We start from the raw sequence: 2,039 nt of genomic DNA, 5'->3' as shown, positions 1-2,039 counted from the left end.
GTGCCCGACAGCCCTTGCCCGCCGAACGGTTGCACGCCGACGACGGCGCCGATCATGTTGCGGTTGATGTAGACGTTGCCGACACGCGCACGGGCCGCGACGCGCTCGGCGCGCGAGTCGATGCGCGTCTGCACGCCCAGGGTGAGGCCATAGCCGAGTGCGTTGATCTGCACCACCAGCGCATCGACATCGGGCGCCGCGGTGCCCGGCCCCCAGCGCAGCAGCTGCAGCACCGGGCCAAACACCTCGGCCTTCAGGTCGCTCACGCGCGCGATCTCGTAGGCGACCGGCGCGATGAAATGCCCGCCGCGCGCCGCCTCGGGCAGCTCGCAGCGCGCCAGGCATTTCGCCTCGCGGTCGAGCCGCTCCATGTGCTGCGTGATGGCGGCGTGCGCCTGGGCGTCGATTACCGGGCCCACGTCGGTGGCGTAGCACGCCGGGTCGCCGAGCACGAGTTCGTGCATCGCGCCGGCCAGCATGGCGATGAGCGCGTCGGCCACGCTGGCATGCACGCACAAGAGGCGCAGCGCCGAGCAGCGCTGGCCGGCCGAGCGGAACGCGCTTTGCACCACGGCGTCGACCACCTGCTCGGGCAAGGCGCTGCTGTCGACCACCATCGCGTTGAGGCCGCCGGTCTCGGCGATGAGCGGCACGATCGGGCCGTCCTGGGCGGCCAGGCTGCGCTGGATCAGCTTGGCCACGGCGGTCGATCCGGTGAAGCACACGCCGGCCGTGAGCGGGTGCGCCACGAGCACGGAGCCGACCGTCTCACCCGGCCCGTGCAGCAGCGCGAGCGCATCGCCCGGCACGCCCGCCGCATGCAGCAAGGCGACGAAGCGCTGTGCCACCGCCGGGGTCTGCTCGGCCGGCTTGGCGGCCACCGCGTTGCCGGCCACCAGCGCGGCCGCCACCTGCCCGGCAAAGATGGCGAGCGGAAAATTCCACGGGCTGATGCAGACGAACACGCCGCGGCCGCGCAGGTGCAGCGTGTTGGACTCGCCGGTCGGCCCGGGCAGCTCGCGCGGCGCGAGTTGCTCGCGCGCTTGGGCGGCGTAGTAGCGGCAGAAGTCGATCGCTTCGCGCACTTCGGCCACGCAGTCGCCGAGCGTCTTGCGCGCCTCGTTGACGAGCAGGCCGCACCAGGCGGGAAGCTCCGCCTCCAGCCGGTCTGCAGCGCGGTCGAGCACGGCGGCACGCTCGGCCAGCGGCGTCGCGCTCCAGGCCTCGAATCCGTGGGCCAGGCGGCGCATCGCGGCGTCGATGGCGTCGACCGGTGACTCGGGCGCGCTGGGCACGGCGGTGTTTGCAACGGCCACGAGCAGCGGCGCGCGCTCGGCGGCGATGCTCAGGTCCACGCCGATGGCGTTGCGCCGCGCCGCACCGTAGAGCGCCCTCGGCGACACCTGGCCGGGCGCAGCGGCGGCGTGCAGCGGCGTGGCCAGCAAGGCGTCGACGTCGGTGTGCGGATCGGCGAGTTGGTGGATGAAGGAGGAGTTGGCGCCGTTCTCCAGCAGCCGCCGCACCAGGTAGGCGAGCAGGTCGCGGTGTTCGCCCACGGGCGCATAAACGCGCAGCGGAAAAACCGCTCCTTCCCCCACTGGGGCGAGGCCGGGAGGGGGGCCCGCCGAAACGCTCCGCGACGAGCCCATCACCCCCGCCGGCCGCATCACCTCGCGGTAGACCGCTTCTCCCATGCCGTGCAGGCGCTGCAACTCGAACGGCGCCTGCCGAGCCGCTGCCATCTGCACGATCGCCGCGATGGTGCCGGCGTTGTGCGTTGCGAACTGCGGGTAGATCACGCCGGCATGGTCGAGCAGCGCCTTCGCGCAGGCGAGGTAGGAAATATCGGTGTGGTGCTTGTGCGTGAACACCGGGTAGGCCGCCAGGCCCAGCTCCTGCGCGCGCTTGATCTCGCCGTCCCAGTAGGCGCCCTTGACCAGTCGCACCATGAAGGCAAGGCGGTGCGCATGGGCGATGCGCGCCACGGCGTGGACGCATTCCACCGCCCGCGTCTGGTAGGCCTGGATCGCCAAACCGAA

Annotated in this window: 1 protein-coding gene; it reads right to left on the bottom strand. The window is 72.1% G+C overall.

Annotation, left to right across the window (positions count from 1 at the left end; translation table 11 throughout):
- Nucleotides 1-2,039, bottom strand: a 2,039-nt coding sequence (locus RMO12_RS12600; protein WP_309639556.1) for an L-glutamate gamma-semialdehyde dehydrogenase, incomplete at both ends; no start/stop codon positions are given.

Source organism: Methylibium sp. (genome assembly GCF_031393925.1).
Taxonomy (GTDB): domain Bacteria; phylum Pseudomonadota; class Gammaproteobacteria; order Burkholderiales; family Burkholderiaceae_C; genus Methylibium.
This window is presented reverse-complemented; position numbering and strand designations above follow the sequence as displayed.